Consider the following 20,596-nt stretch of genomic DNA (forward strand, 5'->3'; position numbering starts at 1 on the left):
ACCAACACGAAACACATGCACTACCTCCGCGACATCACCGTGCTGATCCTGGGTCTGGGCGACTCCGGCCTGGCCATGGCGCGCTGGAGTGCTCGCTGCGGGGCGATCGTGCGCGTGGCCGACACGCGCGAGGCACCACCGCAGGCGGCTACCCTGGCGCAGGACGTGCCGGGCGCGAGCTTGCACGTGGGCTTGGGGCTTGACTTGCTGAACGGTGTCAAGCTGGTGCTGAAGAGCCCGGGCCTGGCCCCGACTTCGCCCGAGGTGGCCGCCTTGATGGAGAAAGCCGATGAACTGGGCATCCCGATGCGTGGCGAGTTGTCGCTGTTCGCCTCGGCCCTGGCTGATCTGAAGGCCGATCGGGGTTACGCGCCCAAGGTGATCGCCATCACGGGCACCAATGGCAAGACCACGACGACCTCGCTGACCGCCCAGTTGATTGAACGGGCGGGCAAGCGCGTGGGCATGGCGGGCAACATCGGCCCGACTTTGCTGGACACCTTGGGCGCGGCGCTGGACATGGAGCCTGAGCCGTTGGGCGAGATAGAAGCACCCGTTGCCGAGGTCGCTCCAGCCACCGACGAAGAAGCCGTGGTGGCCGAATCGCAGCCTGAAGTTGCAGCTGATGCCGAACAGGAACCTGAGCGTGAACTGGACGCCCCCGGCGAAGAGCCCGCGCCCACCGCCATCCCCGACGATGCCGATGCACCCCTGATCGTCCTGACCCCACCGCCACCGTCCGCCCCGGTGTTCGAAGTGCTGCCCGAAGTCTGGGTGCTGGAGTTGTCCAGCTTCCAGCTCGATGGCGTGAGCAACTTCGAGCCCAGCGCGGCCGTGGTGCTGAACATCACGCAGGACCACCTCGACTGGCACGGCACGATGAAAGCCTATGCCGCCGCCAAGGCCCGCATCTACGGCAAGCACGCCATCATGGTCATCAACCGCGATGACCCGGCTGTGCTGGCCATGGTGCCCGAGCCCGAGGTCATCAAGTCCGGGGTCAAGGGTCGTCCGGCCAAGGTGGTGCACCGCCATCTCGTTAACTTTGGTCTTGATGCGCCACAGCGCCCCGGCGACTTTGGCCTGGTCACCGAAAGCGGCATGGCCTGGCTGGTGCGCGCCCTGGAAGCCGATCCCACCATCAAGCGCAAGAAGGGCGACGAGGAAGAAATCATCCTGCAGCGCCTGATGCCGGCTGATGCCTTGCGCATCCGCGGGCGCCACAACGCCTCCAATGCCCTGGCGGCACTGGCCTTGGCCACGGCGGTGGGCTGCCCGCTGGCGCCCATGCTGCATGGCTTGCGCGAGTACCGTGGCGAGCCGCACCGGGTGGAGCACGTGGCCAGCGTGGCAGGCATTGACGCCATCGACGACAGCAAGGGCACCAACGTGGGCGCCACCGTGGCCGCGCTGCAGGGCCTGGGTTCCGACCTGTCGCCCGGCAAGCTGGTGCTGATCCTGGGCGGCGATGGCAAGGGCCAGGACTTCGCGCCTTTGGTCGATCCCGTGGGCCGCTATGCACGCGCCGTGGCCTTGATCGGCCGCGATGGGCCAGCCTTGCAAGAAGTCCTGTCAAGCGCCAGCGGCGCGAACGGTGAGGCTCTGAGCCTGCAAGGCCACGACAGCCTGGAAGCCGCCACGCGCTGGGCGTTCGAGCAGGCCCGGCCGGGTGATGCCGTGTTGCTCAGCCCCGCTTGTGCCAGCCTGGACATGTTCCGCAACTACGGCCACCGTGCCCAGGTGTTCATCGACACCGTGCGCGAGTTGGCCATCGAACGGGGAGAGGTCGCATGAACGTCAGCGCCTTCAATCCGATGTCCTGGCTGGGTGGTTTGCGCGAGCGCTTGTCGAGCTGGCGTGGCCAGCATGGCGAGGGCCACGGTGCCTTGCCCGTGCGCGACCGCATCAACATCCTGGCCCAACCTTCCAAGGTGATGGGCTTTGACCAATCGCTGGTGTGGGTGGTGCTGTCGCTGTTGGCCCTGGGCCTGATCATGGTCTATTCGGCCTCCATCGCCTTGCCAGACAGCCCCAAGTTCGCCAAGTACACGCCCGCCTATTTCTTCAGCCGCCACCTGTTCTTCCTGGTCCTGTCCTTGATGGTCGCCGCCGTGGTCACGCAGATTCCCTTGTCCACCTGGGAGCGTGTGGCGCCGTGGTTGTTCGTCCTGTCCTTGTTGCTGCTGATGCTGGTGTTGATCCCGCACGTGGGCAAGGGCGTCAATGGTGCACGCCGCTGGCTACCGCTGGGCGTGATGAACTTCCAGCCCTCCGAGTTGGCCAAGCTGGCCATCACCCTTTACGCGGCCGACTACATGGTGCGCAAGATGGAGGTGAAGGAACGCTTCTTCCGCGCCGTGGCCCCGATGGCCGTGGCCGTGGCCGTGGTGGGCTTGCTGCTGCTGGCCGAGCCCGACATGGGCGCCTTCATGGTGATCGCCGTGATCGCCATGAGCATCCTGTTCCTGGGCGGTGTCAACGGGCGCATGTTCTTCCTGATCACGGCCGTGCTGGTGGGCGCCTTCGCGCTGATGGTGTCGCTCAGCCCTTGGCGGCGTGAGCGCATCTTTGCCTACCTGGATCCGTGGGATGAAAAGAATGCGCTGGGCAAGGCCTACCAGCTGACCCACTCGCTGATCGCCTTCGGGCGTGGTGAGATTTTTGGCGAAGGCCTGGGCTCCAGCCTGGAGAAGCTGCACTACCTGCCCGAGGCGCACACCGACTTCCTGCTGGCCGTGATCGGCGAAGAGCTGGGCTTCATTGGCGTGGCCGTCGTCATCGGCGCCTTCTTCTGGCTGGTGCGCCGCCTGTTCCACATCGGCCGCCAGGCCATCGCGCTGGACCGGGTCTTCTCAGGCCTGGTGGCGCAGGGCGTGGGCGTGTGGATGGGTGGCCAGGCCTTCATCAACATGGGCGTGAACCTGGGGGTGTTGCCGACCAAGGGCCTGACCTTGCCGCTGATGAGTTACGGCGGCTCGGGTGTCATGCTGAACTGCATCGCACTGGCCATCGTATTGAGGGTGGACATCGAGAACCGCCAACTCATGAGAGGAGGCCGCGCATGAGTGCTCACCACCTCGTGATCATGGCGGCTGGCACCGGCGGGCACATCATGCCGGGCCTGGCCGTGGCCAAAGAGCTGCAAGAGCGTGGCTGGACCGTCAGTTGGCTGGGCACCGACACAGGCATGGAAAACCGCCTGGTGCCGCCCACCGGCATCCCGCTGGACACCATCGCCTTCAGCGGCCTGCGCGGCAAGGGTATGTTGCACACCATGACCGGCGGCATGCGTCTGCTCAAAGCCTTCACTGAATGCTTCAACATCCTGGGCAAGCGCCGGGCCTCCGCCGTGCTGGGCATGGGTGGCTACGTGTGCTTCCCCGGCGGCATGATGGCCGCGGCCCGTGGCCTGCCCCTGGTGCTGGTCAATGCCGATGCCGCCATGCTGATGAGCAACCGCGCTTTGCTGCCGGTGGCCGATGCCGTGGCTTTTGGCTTCGACGGCCCGGCGGCCAATAGCACCAAGCTGGCCCGCGTCACCGGCAACCCGGTGCGCGCCGAGATCGAAGCCATCGCCGTGCCAGCAGAACGCTTCCAGGGCCGCACCGGGCCGCTGCGCGTTTTGATGGTCGGTGGCAGCCTGGGGGCGGTCACGCTCAACAAGGTCTTGCCGCAAGCCTTGGCGAAGATCCCAGCAGGCCAGCGCCCCAAGGTCACTCACCAGACCGGCATGGCCAACTTCGACGACGTGAAGGCTGACTACGCGGCTTTGGGCCTCGACACCGTGCGCGATGTCGAGGTCGTGCCCTTCATCAACAACATGGCGCAGCGCCTGGCCGACTGCGATGTGCTGGTGTGCCGGGCCGGTGCCATCACCGTCAGCGAATTGTGCGCGGCGGGTGTGGCCAGCATCCTGGTGCCGCTGGTGGTGTCCACCACCTCGCACCAACGCGACAACGCCGCCTACATGGCCGAGCACGGCGCGGCCGTGCACCTGCCGCAAACCGAGCTGACGGCGGAATCGCTGGCCCAACGCCTGCAGGCCCTGACGCGCGAAGGCCTGCAGGCCATGGCCACCCAGGCCCGCGCCCTGGCCCGCCCGAACGCGGCGGCCGCCGTCGCCAATGAGATCGAGAAACTTGTGACCACCAGTTCGAAAAGGGCGTCCGCATGAAGCACGCCGTCAAACACATCCACTTCGTTGGGGTTGGCGGGGCCGGCATGAGCGGCATCGCCGAGATCCTGCACAACCTGGGCTACACCGTGTCCGGCTCGGACCAGAGCGACAGCGCCACCTCGCGCCGCCTGGCCTCTCTGGGCATCAAGGTGTTCATGGGCCACGACGCCGACCATGTGCTGGGCGCCGAAGCCGTGGTCACGTCCACCGCCGTGCGGGGCGACAACCCCGAAGTGATCGCTGCGCGCGCCAAGCGCATCCCCGTGGTGCCGCGCGCGGTCATGCTGGCCGAGCTGATGCGCTTGAAGCGCGGCATCGCCATCGCCGGCACGCACGGCAAGACCACCACCACCTCGCTGGTCACCTGCATCCTGGCCGAGGCCGGGGTCGATCCGACCTTCGTGATCGGCGGCAAGCTCAACAGCGCTGGGGCCAACTCAGCCTTGGGCAAGGGCGACTACATCGTGGTCGAGGCCGACGAATCAGATGCCTCCTTCCTGAACCTGCTGCCCATCCTGGCCGTCGTCACCAACATCGACGCCGACCACATGGACACCTACGGCCATGACTTCGCCAAGCTGAAGCAGGCCTTCGTTGATTTCCTGCACCGCATGCCTTTTTATGGCGCGGCCATCTTGTGTGCGGATGATCCCGGCGTGCGCTCGATCATTCCGCTGATCTCGCGCCCGGTCATCAGCTACGGTTTTGGTGAAGACGCCCAAGTGCGCGCGGTCGATGTCGAAGCCCTGCCTGGTGGCCAAATGCGTTTTGTGGTCCAGCGCCGCAACGGCAGCGTCATGCCCGACCTGCCCGTCACCCTGAACCTGCCCGGCGTGCACAACGTGCTCAACGCCCTGGCCGCCATCGCCGTGGCCACCGAGATCGAGCTGCCCGACGAGCCCATCGCCAAGGCTTTGTCCGAGTTCACCGGCGTGGGCCGCCGCTTCCAACGCTATGGCGAGTTGCGCGCCGCCGATGGTGGCCGCTTCACCCTGATCGACGACTACGGCCACCACCCGGTCGAGATGGCGGCTGTGATCAGCGCGGCTCGCGGTGCCTTCCCAGGCCAACGCCTGGTGCTGGCCTTCCAGCCGCACCGCTACACCCGCACGCGCGATTGCTTCGAAGACTTTGTGAAGGTGCTGGGCACGGCCGATGCCGTCTTGCTGACCGAGGTTTACTCCGCGGGCGAGCAACCCATCGTGGCCGCCGATGGCCGCGCCTTGACCCGCGCCGTGCGCGTGGCTGGCAAGGTCGAACCCCTTTTCGTGGATGACATGGCCGAGCTGCCCAGTGCCATCGCGCACAACACGCGCGATGGCGACGTGGTGATCTGCATGGGCGCCGGCTCCATGGGTGGCGTGCCGCCCAAGGTTGTCGAGCTGTTGAAGGATGTCCAACCATGAGCCTGATGAACTTGCCTGTCCCCACCATCGATGCCAAGTCGCTGGGCAAGGTCGCCGTGCTTTTCGGCGGCACCTCGGCCGAGCGCGACATCTCGATCATGTCGGGCTCCGGTGTGCTTCAGGCCCTGCAATCGCAGGGCGTGGACGCGCACGCTTTTGACCCGGCCGACCGGCCCTTGCAAGACCTGAAGACCGAGGGCTTTGACCGTTGCTTCATTGCCCTGCACGGACGCGGTGGTGAAGACGGCACGGTGCAAGGTGCGCTCGAACTGCTGGGCATCCCGTACACCGGCTCCGGCGTGATGGCCTCCAGCATCGCCATGGACAAGATCATGACCAAGCGCATCTGGCGCTTCGAAGGCTTGCCCACGCCCGACTGGCGCATGGTCTCGTCCGCCGAGGAATGCTCACAGGCTTTGGCCATCCTGGGCGCGCCCATGATCGTCAAGCCCTCGCGCGAAGGCTCGTCCATTGGCCTGACCAAGGTGACCGACCCAACGCAGTGCGCCACCGCCTACGCGGCCGCCGCCCAGCACGACCCTGAAGTGCTGTGCGAGCAGTTCATCGAGGGCGAAGAAACCACCTGCCCGGTGCTGCTGGTACAGGGCGAGGCGCAGGCCCTGCCGGTGATCCGCATCGTCGCGCCTGGTGGCAATTACGACTACCAGAACAAGTACTTTACCGACGAGGTCAAGTACCTCTGCCCCAGCCAGCTCGGCGCGGACGAAGAGGTCGAGATCCGGCACCAGGTGCTACGTGCTTTCAAGACACTGGGTTGCCGGGGCTGGGCGCGCGCCGACGTGATGATCCGCCACACCGACCGCCAGCCCTTTCTGCTCGAGATCAACACCTCGCCCGGCATGACCAGCCATTCCTTGGTCCCGATGTCGGCCAAGGCGGCGGGTCTGAGCTACGAACAACTGTGCCTCACCCTGCTGGCCTCGGCCACGCTGGACTCTGCCAAGTAACCGACAAGACCTGACCTGACCATGTTGGCCAACGCCGCCCTCAACCCCCACCCCAGCGAGATGCCGCAAGACGTCCGCTGGATGAATGCCGCGTCTGCCGCGCTGGCAGGGTTGGCGCTGGCCGTGGTGTTGGCCTCCGGTCTGGTCAAGTTGTCGCGCCTGCCATTCTTCAACATCCAGCAGTTGCAGATCGATGGTGAGCTGCAGCGCAACAACCTGGCCACGGTGCGCGCCAATGCCTTGCCGTACCTGAGCGGGGGCTTCTTCAACCAGGACCTGTTCAAGGCTAGGGACGCCTTCGAAGCCGTGCCCTGGGTGCGCCGCGCCGTCGTGCGCCGCGTGTGGCCCAACCAGTTGCGCGTCACGCTGGAAGAGCACCGTCCCGCCGCCTACTGGCGCCACGAAGCACGCGACGACCAACTGGTCAACACCTTCGGCGAGGTTTTCGACGCCAACCTGGGCGACGTGGAAGACGAGCCCTTGCCCACGCTGGCCGCGCCTGCCCATCCTTCGCCTGACCAGTCGCGCGTGATGCTGGAGATGCTGCGCCGCCTGCAACCACTGGTGGCGCCTTTGCAAGCCGAGATCGACACCCTGCGCCTGACCGACCGGGGCTCGTGGAGCCTGGAGTTGGACAGCGGCGCTGGCATTGAACTGGGTCGGGGCACCGCCGATGAGTTGGCCGAGCGCCTGCAACGCTTCGTGCGAACCGTGCCCGAATTGCACCGCCAATACCCTGCGCCGCTGGTGCAAGCCGATTTGCGCTATCCCGAAGGCTATGCCGTCAAGCTGCGTGGCGTGGCCACTTTGCAGGAGGCGGCCAGCAAGGCAGCACTCAAGGCCAAGCTGGCGGCGCAAAACGCGGCCTGGGCCGCCCGCCAACGTCAGCAGCAAGCACAACATTAACCGAACACCACACACACCATGCCCAAGGAATACAAGGATCTGGTTGTCGGACTCGACATCGGCACCGCCAAAGTGATGGCGGTGGTGGCCGAAGTCATGCCCGGTGGCGAGTTGCGCCTGGCCGGCCTGGGCGTGGCGCCCAGCCACGGCCTCAAGCGCGGCGTGGTCGTCAACATCGACGCCACGGTGCAGTCCATCCAGCAGGCTTTGAAAGAAGCCGAGCTCATGGCCGACTGCAAGATCAGCCGCGTCTGGACCGGCATCACCGGCAGCCACATCCGCGGCCAGAACAGCACCGGCATGGTCATCGTGCGCGACAAGGAAGTGGCGCCCATCGACGTGCAACGCGTGGTGGAAACCGCCAAGGCCATCAACATCCCCAACGACCAGCGCCTGCTGCTGGTCGAGCCGCAAGAGTTCATCATCGATGGCCACGAGGTCAAAGAGCCCATCGGCATGAGCGGTGGGCGGCTTGAAGTCAAGGTGCACATCGTGACCGGTGCGCAAAGTGCGGCCGAAAACATCGTCAAGTGCGTGCGCCGCTGCGGCCTGGAAGCCGAACAACTGGTGCTCAACCCCAGCGCGTCCAGCGCGGCCGTGCTGACCGAAGACGAAAAATCATTGGGCGTGGCCCTGATCGACATCGGCGCTGGTACCACCGACGTGTCCATCTTCACCGATGGCTCGGTGCGGCACACGGCCGTCATCCCGATCGCTGGCGATCTGATCACCAGCGACATCGCGATGGCCCTGCGCACGCCCACGAAGGACGCCGAGGACATCAAGGTCGACCATGGCGTGGCCAAGCAGATGTTGGCCGATCCGAACGAACAGGTCGAGGTGCCCGGCCTGGGCGACCGCGCCCCGCGCATGCTCTCGCGCCAGGCTTTGGCCGGTGTGATCGAGCCGCGTGTTGAAGAGATTTTCTCGCTGGTCCACCAGGTGATCCGCGAGTCTGGATACGAGGAACTGCTGTCATCGGGCATCGTGCTCACCGGCGGCTCGGCGGTCATGCCGGGCATGGTCGAGCTGGCCGAAGACATCTTCCTCAAACCCGTGCGCAAGGGCATCCCCTTGTACTCGGGTGCACTGCACGACATGGTGGCCAGCCCGCGCTCGGCCACCGTCATGGGCTTGCTCGAAGAGGCAAGACTCGCGCGAACGCGCGGGATGAAGGCGGCGCAGAAGGCCGGGTCGGTTCAGACCTGGTTCGGACGCATCCGCGATTGGTTCATTGGTAATTTTTAAACAAGAGCTTCACTGGCTCGACTTTATTCATTCACTGGCAACTGCTTGAAATATTGGAGGTACGACATGGCAATCGAAATGATTGAAAACTTCGACCTGGGAACCCAGATCAAGGTGATCGGGGTGGGTGGCGGCGGCGGCAACGCAGTCGACCACATGATCGCCCAGGGTGTTCAGGGTGTGCAGTTCATCTGCGCCAACACGGATGCACAGGCATTGAACCGCTCCAGCGCGGACATGCAGATGCAGCTGGGCAACAGCGGGCTCGGCGCCGGGTCGAAACCCGAAGCCGGTCGCGTGGCGGCTGAAGAGGCGGTCGAGCAGATCAAAGCGGCCCTCGATGGCGCACACATGGTCTTCATCACCGCCGGCATGGGCGGCGGCACGGGCACGGGCGCAGCACCTGTGATCGCGCGCGTGGCCAAGGAAATGGGCATCCTCACCGTCGGTGTGGTGACCAAGCCTTTCGAGTTCGAAGGCGGCCGCCGCATGAAGCAGGCCGACGCTGGTCTGGCCGAGTTGGAAGCCAACGTCGACTCGCTGATCGTGGTGCTGAACGAGAAGCTGCTGGAAGTCCTGGGCGATGACATCACCCAGGAAGAAGCCTTCAAGCAAGCCAACGATGTGCTGAAGAACGCCGTCGGCGGCATCAGCGACATCATCCACATCCCGGGCCTGGTGAACGTGGACTTCGAAGACGTCAAGACGGTGATGAGCGAGCCTGGCAAGGCGATGATGGGCACGGCCACCGCGTCGGGCCCTGACCGCGCCACCAAGGCGGCTGAATCGGCCGTGGCCTGCCCGCTGCTGGAAGGCATCGACCTGTCGGGCGCGCGTGGCGTGCTGGTGCTGATTGCCGCGGGCAAGAGCAACTTCAAGCTGAGCGAGTCGCGCAATGCCATGAATACCATCCGCCGCTATGCCGCGGAAGAGGCTCATGTCATCTACGGCACCGCCTACGACGAAAGCCTGGGCGACCAACTGCGCGTGACCGTGATCGCCACGGGCCTGAGCGCTGGCCGCCGTGCGCAAGCGCCGATGTCGGTGGTGCACAGCGCCGCGCAAGCGCATGGCCAGGTCTTTGCCCGCACGGGCACGGACAACCTGCCGGTGTTGAACCACCAGGTGCATGGTGGCTCGTCCGGTCTGGGCATGGGCGCCACCTCGGGCCACAACGACTTCAGCGGTTTGAACACGCCCAGCGTGTGGCGCTCTGGTCGCACCCAGGCGGCTGCGAAGGTGGATGCTTTGGCCAGCAATGGCATGGACGAGATCGAGATTCCTGCTTTCCTGCGCAAGCAGGCGGACTGATCTCTACGTTGCTTAGATAGTCAGTCGTACCGAAGTCCAGTGAACTCCAAGGCGCCCTGCGAATGCGCAGGGCGCCTTGAGTCCATGGCTCGCTGAATCAATTCTTGCGGCCCTCAGCCCGGGATTTCGCCCACGCGATCTCGATGGCCGTGACGCGCGCATCCTGGATCGCCTTGCCGATGGCCGGTCCCTGCTTGCCCGTCTCCATGCATTTCGAAGCCACCTTGGCCGTGTCCACGCCCAAGGCGATGTCCAGCGCCGCTTGCAACCGCGCGGCCTGGGGGTAGGGTTCCTCGTCCATGCCCAGTCGGCCGCGTGCATCGCACTCGCAGGCCAGGAGCACTTGCTTGAAGCGCTGAGGCTTGCGGATGGCATCGCATCGCTCCAGCAGCCGCAAGGTGGGCGCCGCTTTCAAATCCCCACTGCGGTGGATGTTGCCGTGCTCGCGAGCGACCACGTCGGCCAGCTCCCGGCAATCAACCGGCGCCCGCAGGCGCTCGCTCACCGCCTTGAGCAGTCGGGCGCTGCGCTCTTCGTGCCCGATGTGGCGCGGCAGGAGGTGCTCGGGTGTGGTGCCCTTGCCCAGGTCGTGGCCCAGGCAGGCGTAGCGCACGGCCAGGTCGGCTTGCAGGCGGGCGCTCATGTCCAGCACCATCATCAGGTGCACACCGGTGTCGACCTCGGGGTGGTACTCCGCCCTTTGCGGCACGCCCCACAGGCGTTCGACCTCGGGCAGCAGGCGGGCCAGGGCGCCGCAGGAGCGCAGCACCTCGAACATGCGCGAGGGCTTGCTTTCCATCAGGCCTCGTGAGAGTTCCTGCCAGACGCGTTCGGGCACCAGGTGGTCCACCTCGCCGTGCTCGACCATGTCCTGCATCAAGGCCAGGGTTTCGGGCGCCACGCTGAAATCGTCAAAGCGAGCGGCGAAGCGGGCCAGGCGCAGGATGCGGACCGGGTCTTCCGAGAAGGCGGGCGAGACGTGGCGCAGCACTTTGGCGGCCAGGTCACGTTGGCCACCGTGGGGATCGACCAGTTGCCCGGATTCGTCTTCGGCAATGGCGTTGATGGTCAGGTCACGGCGCGCCAGGTCTTCTTCCAGGGTCACGTCGGGCGCGGCGTGAACGACGAACCCCCGGTAGCCGGGCGCGGTTTTGCGTTCGGTGCGGGCCAGGGCGCACTCTTCCTTCGTGTCGGGATGCAGAAAAACCGGGAAATCACGGCCTACCGGGGTGTAGCCCAGCCCGATCAACTCATCGGGCGAGGCGCCCACCAGCACCCAATCCCGGTCGCCGGCAGGCCGACCCAGGAGTCGGTCGCGAACGGCACCACCCACTAAAAAACGCTTCATGGGTGGGAGTGTATCGGGGCGGACGCACCTGTTTGGAAAGGGGGGGTGAACACATCGTGGTGCCGTTTTACCCCCTCTTTCAAGGGGGCCTTGTGCCATTGCAGTGCAAATATGGCCGATTTTCCGAGCTCAGTGGCACGTTCAGATTTGGCACGCTTCGTGCAGTTAAAAAAGCACTTGCAGTAGGTATTTTCTCGGAAGGGATTGATCATGAAAATGACTTCATTGGGCAGTTTGACCAACTCGGCCTTCAAACACACCAAGCGGGTGGCCGCTGTGGTGACGACGGGCCTGGCCTTGGCCACCGCCAGCGTGTCTTCGCAGGCAGCGGTCGAGGTGGTCACGGGCACCTTGGACGCCACGACGGTGCCGTTCGGGCTGGACTTGCTCGCCTACGATTTCTCGTCGGGCAACTATGCGTTGACGGTGCTTGGTTCACCGGTGTTGAGTTTGTTCACAACCAGCTATGCACCGGTCAGCCCCATCACTTCAGGCGTGCCGGGTGTCACCACCTACTCGTTCGCCGGACTGTCGGGCAGCTACCTGATCAGCTTGTTCGGCGTGGCGGACTCACCCTATACCCTGGTGATGTCGGGCACGGGCACGATCACCCCCACGGCCGTGCCTGAACCTGAAAGCTATGCTTTGGCCTTGGCGGGTCTGGGTGCGGTGGCCGTCTTGATGCGCCGCCGCCGTCACGGCGACGACAAGCGCGACTGAGGGTCTCCCGGCAGTGGTGCCGGGCATCTTCTCAACCCTGGCAATGCTTGGCCAGCGCCAGGTACTCGGCCACCGGCACCTCTTCAGCGCGGCGTGTCACGTTGAACTCGACGCTCACCCCGCGCGCGGTCAGCCAGGCGCCCAGCGTGTGACGCAGCAATTTGCGCCGCTGAGAAAACGCCACGGTCACGATCTCGCCCAGCAGCTTCTGGTTGATGCCCTCAATGGGCGGCAGGGGCACCATGCGTACCACGGCGGAATCCACCCGGGGGGGCGGATCGAAGGCGGTGGGCGGCACGTCCACCACCGACTCCATGTGGTAACGCCACTGCAGCATCACGCTCAGGCGCCCGTAGTCTTTGCAGCCCGGCCCGGCCACCATGCGGTCCACCACTTCCTTTTGCAGCATGAAGTGCTGGTCTTCCACCTGGTCGGCCCAGGGCAGCAGGTGGAACAGGATGGGCGTGGAGATGTTGTAGGGCAGGTTGCCGATCACGCGCAATTTTTGCGGTGCGTGTGTTTGCGCCAGCGCGCCAAAATCGACCTTGAGCACGTCGGATTCGATGACGGTCAGCTCCGGGCGCTGGCGCAAGCGTTGCACCAGGTCCCGGTCCAGTTCGATCACGGTGAGGTGCTCGCACTCGGCGACCACGGGGTCGGTCATCGCCCCCAGGCCGGGGCCGATCTCCACCAGTGCCTGGCCCGGCTTGGGCTTGATGGCGCGCACGATGTCTTCGATGACGCCGACATCGGCCAGGAAATGCTGGCCAAAGCGCTTGCGCGCGAAGTGGCCCTTGTGGCTGCTTTGGCGATCAGGGGGCATCGCGCAGTTCCACGTACGCGGCAGCGCGCAGTTCCTTGGCCCATTCTTCGTAGGTGGCCTCGAATTGCTGCTCGCGCAGCACGCTGCGGGCTGCTTCCTTCTTTTGCTGCTCGCTCAACTCGACTTCCTTGCGCTCGATCAGCTGGATCAGGTGCACGCCGAAACGGGTCACCACGGGTTCGGAGACCTGGCCGGGCTGCAGGGCCAGCAGCGCTTTCTCGAACTCGGGCACGAACTGGCCGGGGGCCGTCCAGCCCAGGTCGCCACCTCGCATGGCGCTGCCATCTTCGGAGTATTGGCGGGCCAGCTGCGCGAAGCTGGCCTGGCCGCCCACGATCTGCTTGCGGATGTCGTCCATGCGGCGAGCGGCCATCCTGGCGTCCAGTTGCGGCGTGGTGCGGATCAGGATGTGGCGGGCCCGTTGCTGGGTGTAGGTGGCCTTGCCCGAGTTCTCGCGCTCGACCAGCTTGACCACGTGGAAACCGGCGCCCGAGCGGACCAGGGGCGCCACCTTGCCCACGGCCAGGTTCTTGACCGCGTCGACGAACAGGTCGGGCAAGCGACTGGCCGGGCGCATGCCCACCGTGCCGCCTTGGTCGCGGGTGTTGGTGTCGGCCGAATTGGCCTTGACCAGTTGGGCAAAGTTTTCACCCTTGCTGGCCCGTTGTTGCAGCTCCAGTGCCTTGGCTTGAAGCGCCTGAACCTGGGCCGGGCTGCTGCCTTCGGGCACGACGATCAACAGGTGGGCGATGTTGTAGGAGGTCTCGCCCAGGCCTTCGGCGCCCTTGGCATAGAACTCGGCCACATCGGCATCGCTGACCTGGATGCGCGCGTTGACCTCGCGCTGACGCACCCGCTCCAGCAGGATCTGCTCGCGCAGGCTGTCGCGGTAGCGTTGATAGTCCAGGCCGTCGGAGCGCATGCGGTCTTTCAGGTCTGCCACGGTGATCTTGTTCTGCGTGGCGATGTTTTCGATCGCCGCGTCCAGTTCGGCCTCGGGCACCTCCATGCCTGAGGTTCTGGCGAAGGAGAGCTGCACCTTCTCATTGATGAGGGCGTCCAGCACCTGCTGGCGCAGGGCTTCGCCCGCAGGCAGGCGCGAGCCGGCCGGGGCCGATTCCTGGATGCGGCTGACGCGCTTTTCCACCTCCATGTGGGTGATGGGTTCCTGGTTGACCACGGCCACGATGTAGTCGGCGGTGCTTTGCACGCCGGCCAGCTTGAGCTCGGTGCTCAGGCCGCGGTTGCCCGAGATGCGTGGCGACACCGAGGGGGCGTCGTTGCGCTTGAACCCCTGGGCCTGGGTTTCAGGGCCCGCCATCAGCAGGGCCATGATCAAGCACAGCCCTGGGACAAGCCGGTGGCGACGGGGCTGGCAGGGCGCGGTGTGGGTGGGGGGCGTGGAGTGGTCAGTCATCAGAGGAGGGGGGCAAGGTGCTCGGGGCCGTCAGCACGCTGTGGTCTTCGCGCAGCAGCCGGTAGCCAGGGATATTGTCCTTCAAAGCGCGCAGGGGGCTGGAACCCAGGCGTGACAGGCCGACCAATTCGAGTTGGAACATGAAACGGGTGCTGGCCTGGTCGCGGCCCACCGACAGGCGTTCGGCCACGATCCGGCCGATCCAGCAGCCAGCGTCGTACTCGAAACCATACAGGGTGTCGGCGAAACGGCTGTCGCGCAGGCTGTAGTTCAGGCGGCCCACGCTGTACCAGGTGCCTTTGCAACTCGATCCGCCAGCCGTGGGCTTGTCGAAGTTCATGGCGGTGGTTTCCGCAACGGCCTGCCTGGCCATGTCGTTCATTGGTGGCTTTTTGCCGAAGATGGGCCATTGCCAGCCCAGGGCCAGTTGCTCACTGCTGTCACGGGTGTAGCGGTAGTCGGCGCTGATGGTCCGCCAGGCGCCCGGCGAATAGCGCACGCCAATCACCGAGCGTTCGTTGCGGTGCCCTTGGGCGCTGAACTGGGCGGTGCCGCTCAAGGTCCAGTGAGGCGCCACGGTGGTGGAGCCCAGCAACAGCAGGTCGGACAGCTTTTGCCGGACCGGGGCTTCGTCGTTGGGCGTGATGCGCTGGGTAGAGAACAGCACCCCTTGCACCAGGCCCAGGCGCATGGCTTCGGCGCCGGTCAGCGGGTTCAGCAGGCGGGTGGTCACGCCCAGGTTGATCTTGTTGGCGTCGGAGATCCGGTCAACGCCAGTGAAGGCGTTTTCGTCGAAGCTGGAGTACTGGTTGAAGTCGCGCGGCGCGCTGTCGAACAAGGGCAGGTCCGACTGGTTGCGGTAGGGCGTGTAGACGTACTCCACGCGCGGCTCCAGGGTCTGGATCAGGTCTTGCCCGAAGTAGTTCGCCTGGCGTTCCAGCGTGGCGCTGCTGTCCACGCTGAAGGTGGGGATGAAACGCGAGGCTTCTTTCCGGCCAGTGGCCAACGTGCGGTCCAGCGAATAGCTGACCGCATGCAGGGTGAGGCGGGGCGTGATGGCGATGCCGCTGTCGCCCATCGGGCGCTCCAGCCTGGCGATGGCGTGCACGCGGTTACCGCTGATGCGGGTGGTGTCTTCGTTGGTGAAGCGGTTGAATTCGCCGGTCAGGTTCCAGGCCCAGCCGGTCTCGGAGGTGCTGCGGCTGTGCACGCCCAGTTGGGGTTCGCGCCGGTAGGGCGAGATCACCTGGGTCTCGGCATCGGCGGTGGGCGACAGGTCGCGCAGCGTCTGCCAGGTCTGCACATTGGCGTACAGCGAGGTCTGGCTGTTGCCCAGGCCCCAGTTGCGCGTGTTGAGCTGGCGTTCGATGCTGGCGTGGCTGTCGTACAGGCGAGGGGTCAGCGAGGGCAGGCCGCGCGGGAAGTCTTTCCAGTAGTCGTCGTCCGAGACGCGGCGCCAGCGCAGTTCATAGTTGGTCACCGTGGGGTTGCCGCTGGTGTTCAGGTCGCCCTGGTGTCTGAAGTCGACCAGGCCGCGTGAGCGGCCCGCCACGTCGTCATGGGGCAGCATGTAGGCGTGCAGGGTGCCCGAGTCACTGCGCAACAGGTAGCGGTACTCGCTGTCCAGACCCACGCCACGCCGGGTGGAGATGGTGGGCGTGAGGGTGGCGTCCTGGTTGGGCGCGATGTTCCAGTAGTAAGGCTCGGCCAGTTCGAAGCCGCTCTTGTTGTCCACGTCGAAACTCGGCGGCAGCCAGCCCGATTTGCGCGCGTCCGACAGCGGAAAGGTCAGCACGGGTGCGCCCAGGATGGGCACGCCCAGGAAGCGGATCACGGCCCCTTCAGCGCGGCCTTCATTCGCGTCGATGTCCATCGTCACCTTGCGCGTGCTGAGCACCCAGTCGGGCTCGCCCGGGCTGCCGTCGGCGGTGTTCTCGGGGGTGCAACTGCTGTAGGTGGCGTTGGTGGCGCGCAAGCGGTTGTTGCCCAGGAACTCGACCAGTTCGGCGTGCCCGCCTGCGTTGGTGCGGGCAAAGCGGTAATTGGGGTTGACGAACTCGCCTTCCAGGGTGTCCAGCTTGAGGGTGAGCTCAGGGCCGCTGTAGAAATCACCGCGCCGCGTGATGCGCACATTGCCCACCGCCTTGGCCGTGTTGTCGGCATAGGTGTGGGTGACTTCGTCGGCACGCACGATCAGGTCGCCTTGCTTGAGCCGCACCGACCCGGTGGCCCGCATGCGGTCATCGGGCTGGCCTTCCAGGTGGTCCGCCTCGAAAAACAAGGGCAGGGCCGGGTTGCCCTGGCCGGCGATGGGCACGTCCAGGTTGAACGAGAAGCGCAGCGGGTCGGCCGACGCTGATGCCGATGCGGGTGGCGCGGCATTCGCCGCCGCAGCCTGAGCATGCACGGGCGTTGAGAAACCCAGCGGGGCAGCCACCAGGGCAGCGGCCAGGGCGATCGGGGTCCAGCGGGCGGACAGGGGGCGGGCGGTGGATCGGGTCACGGTGTGGGGCGGGCGCTGTCCTGGATGGAAGGGGCGCCGCTTCGGCAGCGGCCTTGCCTACAATCGGGGGATTATTTCACGCGCTCACACCCATGCCTTCTTTTGATTCCATTGTCTGGCTTGAAGCCGATCGCCAGGCGGCGTTTCACCAATGGTTGAACGGGCTGGCGCCCGTCCATGGCCTGCGGCCCGAGACCTTGCGTTCGGCCAGCGCCGATGCCAGTTTTCGCCGCTACTTCCGGGTGGATGCGCAGGGCGCTGCGGCGTCTTTCATCGTCATGGATGCGCCGCCCGCCAAGGAGGATTGCCGCCCCTTCGTGTCGATTGCGCGCCTGTTGCATGCGGGGGGGGTGAACGTGCCCGAGGTGCTGGCCTGGGATGAGATGCAGGGCTTCATGCTGCTGACCGACCTGGGCGAGCACACCCTGCTGTCGACCCTGAATGCCGGGGTGGAAGTGGGCAACCTGGAAACCCCCGACAGCCGGGCCCGCTATGTGGCGGCCCTGGATGAGCTGCTGCGGCTGCAGGCCGTGGCCCCGCCCGCCAACATCCCGCCTTACGACGATGCCCTGCTGCAGCGCGAGATGGACTTGTTCCCCGATTGGTACCTGACGCAACTGCGCGGCCAGAAGCTCGACGAGATCCAACAGGCGATGCTGGCCAAAACCTTCGGCCTGATCAAGTCGCAGGTGCTGTCGCAGGCCACGGTGCTGGTCCACCGCGATTACCACAGCCGCAACCTGATGGTGAACGTCGACGACACGAAGGCCCGCCCTGGCGTCATCGATTTCCAGGACGCCGTGGTGGGCCCCTTGACTTACGACCTGGTCTCCCTGCTGCGAGACGCCTACGTGTTCTGGGATGAAGAAACCCAGCTGGACCACGCCGTGCGTTACTGGGAGCGGGCGCGCAAGCAGGGCCTGCCCGTGCCCGCAGATTTTGGCGATTTCTGGCGCGATCTGGACTGGATGGGCCTGCAGCGGCACCTCAAAGTGCTGGGCATCTTTGCTCGATTGGCCTTGCGCGACGGCAAACAGGGGTATTTGGCCGACATTCCCCGGGTCTGGACGCATGCGCACAAAGTGTGTACTCGCTATCAAGGATTGGGCCCATTGGCCAAGCTGTTGGAAGCGGCCGAGGCCAGCACCATGGGCATCCAGCGCACGGTGGGCTACACCTTCTAGGCGCTGGCTTGCGCTGGGGGTACGCAGAGGGGATAATGTTCGACTTGATGAATCAAAACACACCCCTCGCGGCAGAGTTGCCGCCCACGCCCTCGACCGTCCCAGAGACAGTTTCCGCAGAGGCCGCTCCCATCCCCAGCGCATTGTCCGCTGACGTGGCACCCGAAGAACCCCTGCGGTTCGACACGTTGCCCCTGGACCCGAAACTGCTGCGCGCCATCGTGACGCAGGGTTACCTGTCCATGACGCCCATCCAGGCCAAGGCGATTCCCCTGGTGCTGCAAGGCCGTGATGTGATGGGCGCCGCCCAGACCGGCACTGGCAAGACCGCCGCGTTCTCGATCCCGCTGCTGCAGAAGATGCTCAAGCACGAGAACCCCAGCATGTCGCCCGCCCGCCACCCGGTGCGCGCCATCGTGCTGGCCCCCACGCGCGAACTCGCCGTGCAGGTTGCCGCCAACGTCACCAACTACGCCAAGCAGACCAATCTGCGCGTGGCCGTGGTGTTCGGTGGCATGAACATGAAAGAGCAGACGCTTGAGCTCAAGGCTGGCGTCGAAGTGCTGATCGCCACCCCAGGCCGTTTGCTGGACCACATCGAAGCCAAGAACTGCAACCTTGGCCAGGTTGAGTACGTGGTGCTGGACGAAGCCGACCGCATGCTGGACATCGGCTTCCTGCCCGATCTGCAGCGCATCCTGAGCTACCTGCCCAAGCAGCGGCAGACCTTGTTGTTCTCGGCCACGTTCTCGCCCGAGATCAAGAAGCTGGCGCAAAGCTACTTGCAAGACCCGATCCTGGTGGAAACCGCCCGCCCCAACGAGACGGCCACCAACGTCGAGCAACGCTTTTACCGCACCACCGACGACGACAAGCGCGCCGTGATCCGTCAGATCCTGCGCGAACGCGGCATCACGCAAAGCATCGTCTTCGTGAACTCCAAGCTGGGGGCATCGCGCCTGGCCCGTTCCTTCGAGCGCGATGGCCTGCGCACCTCGGCCCTGCACGGCGACAAGTCGCAAGACGAGCGCCTGAAGGCCCTGGCCGCCTTCAAGGCCGGTGAAGTCGATCTGCTGGTGGCCACCGATGTGGCCGCGCGTGGCCTGGACATCGCGGCATTGCCAGCGGTGTTCAACTTCGACATTCCTTTCGGTGCCGAAGACTACGTGCACCGCATTGGTCGCACTGGTCGCGCTGGTGCCTCCGGTTTGGCCGTGTCGCTGGTCACGTCATCCGATGCCCGCCTGATGGCCGACATCGAAAAGCTGATCAAGAAGAAGATCGAGGTCGAGCCTTTCGAACTGGAAGCCGAGCGCCGTCCGCGTCGCGAATCGCGCTATGAAGAGCGTTCGGAGTCCTCTCCCGCGCCGTCGTTCTCGCCGGAGGCTGATCGCGCTGAATCGCCGCGCGAAGCTGGTCGCCCGACGCGCCCTGCGCGCCCGGCCTACCGTCGAGCCGAGTCGGCCGATCCTTTTTTCAACAAGCCCTACGAGCCTGCGCCCGACGCCGATCCTGTCTGGGAAGACAAGAACGCCGGCCCCAGCACCAGCGCTGGCAGCAGCGTGTCGCGCTTCATCAAGCCCAAGCGCAAGGTCGCGGCCTTGCTGGGCGGCCCCGGCTCACTCTGCCGTTGAAGTTTCGCGGGTGCGCTGCTGTCGCCACACCGAGGGTGACACGCCGTACTCGCGCTTGAAGGCCTGGCTGAACGCAGCCTCCGAGGCATAGCCCACCTGGTCGGCCACGCGGCTGACCGACATGCCGCTGTGGTTGCCCAACTGCCGTGCGGCCAGCCGCATGCGGTGGCGGGTCAGGTAGGTCAGAGGCGGTTCGCCCAAAGCCTGGCTGAAACGGTCAGCAAAGGCTGACCGAGACAGGCAGGCATGCTGCGCCAGCTCGGGCACGGTCCAGTTGTGGCGCGGGTTCTGGTGCATCTGCGCCAGGGCCACCGACAGGGCCCGGTCCTTCAAGGCGGCCAGCCAGTTGCCCGAGTCTTCAGGGATCGACTCCACGTAGTCCCGCAGGCATTCCATGAAGAGGATGTCGCCCAGGCGGTTGATGATGGCCTGCTGTGCAGGTCGGCGCGCGGACACTTCCTGCGCCAGGAACTGCAATCCGATGCCCAGCCAAAGGGGTGGGGCCTCGCCCAGGCCATGCAGGTGCATCAGTGGGGGCAGGGCGGCGATCAAAGGTGCCGCCATGTCGATGTCAAAGCGTGCATGGCCGCTGATCAGTCGGCACACCGGGCCGCCGCCACCGAGCTTGAGGGCGTCCAGGTCCGAGGTGCTCAGGTGGGGCACGAGGTCTTCTGTCTGCGCCATGGTGTGGGGCTTGTCCTGCACTTTGTGCGCGCTGCCGGCGGGCAGCACCAGCAGGTCGCCGGTCTGCATCAGCAAGGGCTCTTCACCCTCGCGGATCAGCCAGCATTGGCCGGCGCCCACCGTGTGGAAGGCTGCCAGGCCGGGCGTGTGCATGTGCAGCGACCACGGCGCGGTCATCTCGGTGTAGGCAAACACGACACCATTGAAATGCATGTCGTCCAGGATCAGGCTGAGTGGGTCCATGGCGTGAGCATGCCATGCTCTGCA

The 20,596-nt window shown here is 65.5% G+C and carries 16 protein-coding genes; 11 read left to right on the top strand and 5 right to left on the bottom strand.

Annotated elements, in window-relative coordinates:
- The first annotated feature begins 15 nt into the window (after positions 1-15).
- From murD to ftsZ, 8 genes are all read left to right on the top strand, one after another.
- On the top strand, positions 16-1,794 hold the full coding sequence (gene murD / locus Q7V20_RS01765; RefSeq protein ID WP_304786530.1) for a UDP-N-acetylmuramoyl-L-alanine--D-glutamate ligase: 1,779 nt from the start codon (positions 16-18) through the stop codon (positions 1,792-1,794).
- Complete coding sequence (gene ftsW, locus Q7V20_RS01770; RefSeq protein ID WP_304786532.1) at positions 1,791-3,065, top strand: putative lipid II flippase FtsW; 1,275 nt, start codon at positions 1,791-1,793, stop codon at positions 3,063-3,065. Before murD ends, ftsW begins: the two co-directional genes overlap by 4 nt.
- Positions 3,062-4,174: an undecaprenyldiphospho-muramoylpentapeptide beta-N-acetylglucosaminyltransferase gene (gene murG, locus Q7V20_RS01775; RefSeq protein WP_304786534.1), complete on the top strand. Its 1,113-nt coding sequence runs from the start codon at positions 3,062-3,064 to the stop codon at positions 4,172-4,174. The genes ftsW and murG overlap by 4 nt, the downstream gene beginning before the upstream one ends.
- Positions 4,171-5,583, top strand: a complete 1,413-nt coding sequence (gene murC, locus Q7V20_RS01780; RefSeq protein ID WP_304786536.1) for a UDP-N-acetylmuramate--L-alanine ligase — start codon at positions 4,171-4,173, stop codon at positions 5,581-5,583. Before murG ends, murC begins: the two co-directional genes overlap by 4 nt.
- A 5-nt stretch (positions 5,584-5,588) precedes the next feature.
- The gene (locus Q7V20_RS01785) at positions 5,589-6,551 is read left to right on the top strand and encodes a D-alanine--D-alanine ligase (RefSeq protein WP_370652391.1); all 963 of its coding nucleotides are present in this window, start codon (positions 5,589-5,591) and stop codon (positions 6,549-6,551) included.
- A gap of 21 nt (positions 6,552-6,572) precedes the next feature.
- Entirely contained in the window at positions 6,573-7,457 is an 885-nt protein-coding gene (locus Q7V20_RS01790; RefSeq protein ID WP_304786540.1) for a cell division protein FtsQ/DivIB, read from the top strand.
- An 18-nt stretch (positions 7,458-7,475) separates the two neighbouring features.
- The gene (gene ftsA, locus Q7V20_RS01795) at positions 7,476-8,705 is read left to right on the top strand and encodes a cell division protein FtsA (protein WP_300544033.1); all 1,230 of its coding nucleotides are present in this window, start codon (positions 7,476-7,478) and stop codon (positions 8,703-8,705) included.
- Positions 8,706-8,771: 66 nt separating this feature from the next.
- Complete coding sequence (gene ftsZ, locus Q7V20_RS01800) at positions 8,772-10,016, top strand: cell division protein FtsZ (RefSeq protein ID WP_300544031.1); 1,245 nt, start codon at positions 8,772-8,774, stop codon at positions 10,014-10,016.
- 97 nt (positions 10,017-10,113) lie between these two features.
- Here ftsZ and Q7V20_RS01805 read toward each other — a convergent pair whose 3' ends face one another.
- On the bottom strand, positions 10,114-11,364 hold the full coding sequence (locus Q7V20_RS01805; protein ID WP_304786545.1) for a multifunctional CCA addition/repair protein: 1,251 nt from the start codon (positions 11,362-11,364) through the stop codon (positions 10,114-10,116).
- Positions 11,365-11,574: 210 nt separating this feature from the next.
- Here Q7V20_RS01805 and Q7V20_RS01810 point away from each other — a divergent pair, with 210 nt between their 5' ends.
- Positions 11,575-12,084: a PEP-CTERM sorting domain-containing protein gene (locus Q7V20_RS01810; RefSeq protein ID WP_304786547.1), complete on the top strand. Its 510-nt coding sequence runs from the start codon at positions 11,575-11,577 to the stop codon at positions 12,082-12,084.
- 31 nt (positions 12,085-12,115) lie between these two features.
- Here the strand turns inward: Q7V20_RS01810 and rsmA are convergent, their stop codons facing one another.
- The 3 genes from rsmA to Q7V20_RS01825 all read right to left on the bottom strand — a co-directional run bounded on the left by rsmA (position 12,116) and on the right by Q7V20_RS01825 (position 16,827).
- Positions 12,116-12,907 (bottom strand): 16S rRNA (adenine(1518)-N(6)/adenine(1519)-N(6))-dimethyltransferase RsmA, encoded by a 792-nt coding sequence (gene rsmA, locus Q7V20_RS01815; protein ID WP_304786549.1) that lies wholly within the window; start codon positions 12,905-12,907, stop codon positions 12,116-12,118.
- Complete coding sequence (locus Q7V20_RS01820; RefSeq protein WP_304786551.1) at positions 12,897-14,240, bottom strand: peptidylprolyl isomerase; 1,344 nt, start codon at positions 14,238-14,240, stop codon at positions 12,897-12,899. Before Q7V20_RS01820 ends, rsmA begins: the two co-directional genes overlap by 11 nt.
- A gap of 76 nt (positions 14,241-14,316) precedes the next feature.
- Positions 14,317-16,827 (bottom strand): LPS-assembly protein LptD, encoded by a 2,511-nt coding sequence (locus Q7V20_RS01825; protein ID WP_304786553.1) that lies wholly within the window; start codon positions 16,825-16,827, stop codon positions 14,317-14,319.
- Between the two features lie 92 nt (positions 16,828-16,919).
- Between Q7V20_RS01825 and Q7V20_RS01830 the strand changes: the two genes are divergently transcribed.
- Together Q7V20_RS01830 and Q7V20_RS01835 are read left to right on the top strand one after the other, a co-directional pair.
- Positions 16,920-18,011, top strand: a complete 1,092-nt coding sequence (locus tag Q7V20_RS01830; RefSeq protein ID WP_304786554.1) for an aminoglycoside phosphotransferase family protein — start codon at positions 16,920-16,922, stop codon at positions 18,009-18,011.
- A 47-nt stretch (positions 18,012-18,058) separates the two neighbouring features.
- Complete coding sequence (locus tag Q7V20_RS01835) at positions 18,059-19,645, top strand: DEAD/DEAH box helicase (RefSeq protein WP_304786556.1); 1,587 nt, start codon at positions 18,059-18,061, stop codon at positions 19,643-19,645.
- Here Q7V20_RS01835 and Q7V20_RS01840 read toward each other — a convergent pair.
- Entirely contained in the window at positions 19,631-20,572 is a 942-nt protein-coding gene (locus Q7V20_RS01840) for an AraC family transcriptional regulator (RefSeq protein WP_304786558.1), read from the bottom strand. The genes Q7V20_RS01835 and Q7V20_RS01840 overlap by 15 nt on opposite strands.
- Positions 20,573-20,596 lie beyond the last annotated feature (24 nt).

Origin of the sequence: Aquabacterium sp., assembly GCF_030652515.1 — a bacterium.
Classification (GTDB): Bacteria; Pseudomonadota; Gammaproteobacteria; order Burkholderiales; family Burkholderiaceae_C; genus Aquabacterium.

What these genes read in the sequence shown, in the direction of transcription:
- murD (WP_304786530.1), top strand. Translation starts at nt 16, where the DNA reads ATGCACTACCTCCGCGACATCACCGTGCTGATCCTGGGTCTGGGCGAC.
- ftsW (WP_304786532.1), top strand. Translation starts at nt 1,791, where the DNA reads ATGAACGTCAGCGCCTTCAATCCGATGTCCTGGCTGGGTGGTTTGCGC.
- murG (WP_304786534.1), top strand. Translation starts at nt 3,062, where the DNA reads ATGAGTGCTCACCACCTCGTGATCATGGCGGCTGGCACCGGCGGGCAC.
- murC (WP_304786536.1), top strand. Translation starts at nt 4,171, where the DNA reads ATGAAGCACGCCGTCAAACACATCCACTTCGTTGGGGTTGGCGGGGCC.
- Q7V20_RS01785 (WP_370652391.1), top strand. Translation starts at nt 5,589, where the DNA reads ATGAACTTGCCTGTCCCCACCATCGATGCCAAGTCGCTGGGCAAGGTC.
- Q7V20_RS01790 (WP_304786540.1), top strand. Translation starts at nt 6,573, where the DNA reads ATGTTGGCCAACGCCGCCCTCAACCCCCACCCCAGCGAGATGCCGCAA.
- ftsA (WP_300544033.1), top strand. Translation starts at nt 7,476, where the DNA reads ATGCCCAAGGAATACAAGGATCTGGTTGTCGGACTCGACATCGGCACC.
- ftsZ (WP_300544031.1), top strand. Translation starts at nt 8,772, where the DNA reads ATGGCAATCGAAATGATTGAAAACTTCGACCTGGGAACCCAGATCAAG.
- Q7V20_RS01805 (WP_304786545.1), bottom strand. Translation starts at nt 11,364, where the DNA reads ATGAAGCGTTTTTTAGTGGGTGGTGCCGTTCGCGACCGACTCCTGGGT.
- Q7V20_RS01810 (WP_304786547.1), top strand. Translation starts at nt 11,575, where the DNA reads ATGAAAATGACTTCATTGGGCAGTTTGACCAACTCGGCCTTCAAACAC.
- rsmA (WP_304786549.1), bottom strand. Translation starts at nt 12,907, where the DNA reads ATGCCCCCTGATCGCCAAAGCAGCCACAAGGGCCACTTCGCGCGCAAG.
- Q7V20_RS01820 (WP_304786551.1), bottom strand. Translation starts at nt 14,240, where the DNA reads ATGGCCCTGCTGATGGCGGGCCCTGAAACCCAGGCCCAGGGGTTCAAG.
- Q7V20_RS01830 (WP_304786554.1), top strand. Translation starts at nt 16,920, where the DNA reads ATGCCTTCTTTTGATTCCATTGTCTGGCTTGAAGCCGATCGCCAGGCG.
- Q7V20_RS01835 (WP_304786556.1), top strand. Translation starts at nt 18,059, where the DNA reads ATGAATCAAAACACACCCCTCGCGGCAGAGTTGCCGCCCACGCCCTCG.
- Q7V20_RS01840 (WP_304786558.1), bottom strand. Translation starts at nt 20,572, where the DNA reads ATGGACCCACTCAGCCTGATCCTGGACGACATGCATTTCAATGGTGTC.